The organism is Puniceibacterium confluentis (assembly GCF_007923445.1).
In the GTDB taxonomy this organism is placed as follows: Bacteria; Pseudomonadota; Alphaproteobacteria; order Rhodobacterales; family Rhodobacteraceae; genus Puniceibacterium; species Puniceibacterium confluentis.
On sequence record NZ_VOJI01000141.1, the window covers coordinates 1 to 510 of the forward strand.

General features: G+C 62.4%; 1 protein-coding gene. It reads right to left on the bottom strand.

The genetic code is table 11. The annotated features are described in order from the left end of the window. On the bottom strand, positions 1 to 350 hold a 350-nt coding region (locus tag FOY53_RS22890), incomplete at its 3' end, for a sigma factor (protein ID WP_222435352.1). Positions 351 to 510 lie beyond the last annotated feature (160 nt).

A 510-nucleotide genomic window follows, 5' to 3' on the forward strand; every position in this document is an offset into this window, starting at 1 on the left:
GCCCGGTCCAGGAGCTGTCGCGCCGGATCAGGCGAATTCACGTCCGGGATCCCGTCCAAGGGATCGCCGCCATCTTCGTCGTCGTTTTTGCCGAACCACGCCCGGAACCTGTTCCGCAGGGTCGAGCGCCGGTGCCAGTCCACGATCCGGCTCTGGAGCGTCCGGTGGAACAACGGCGGCCACTCCGCCTCGGGTTTCCGCGCATAGTTTCTGACAAAGCCGAGCATGGCGTCCTGGACCACGTCCAGGGCCTCGTCATCGTCGGACGTGGCGAGCCGCGCCATGCGGAACGCCCTGCGCTCCACGCCGGCCAGGAACCGGTTCAATTCGTCTGTTGTATCCAGCGTCACTTCTCCTTGCCCGCGACATTTGTAGTTTATACCGTCCGGGCTGCTGTCCGGTTGACAGAGAATGGTTCCGTTGGTCGCGTTGACATTCACGGCACCGGTTTTACACTTGAGAACACGCATTTCTCTCACCCGCTTCCGTTCCCCAGGAACAGAGCTATGG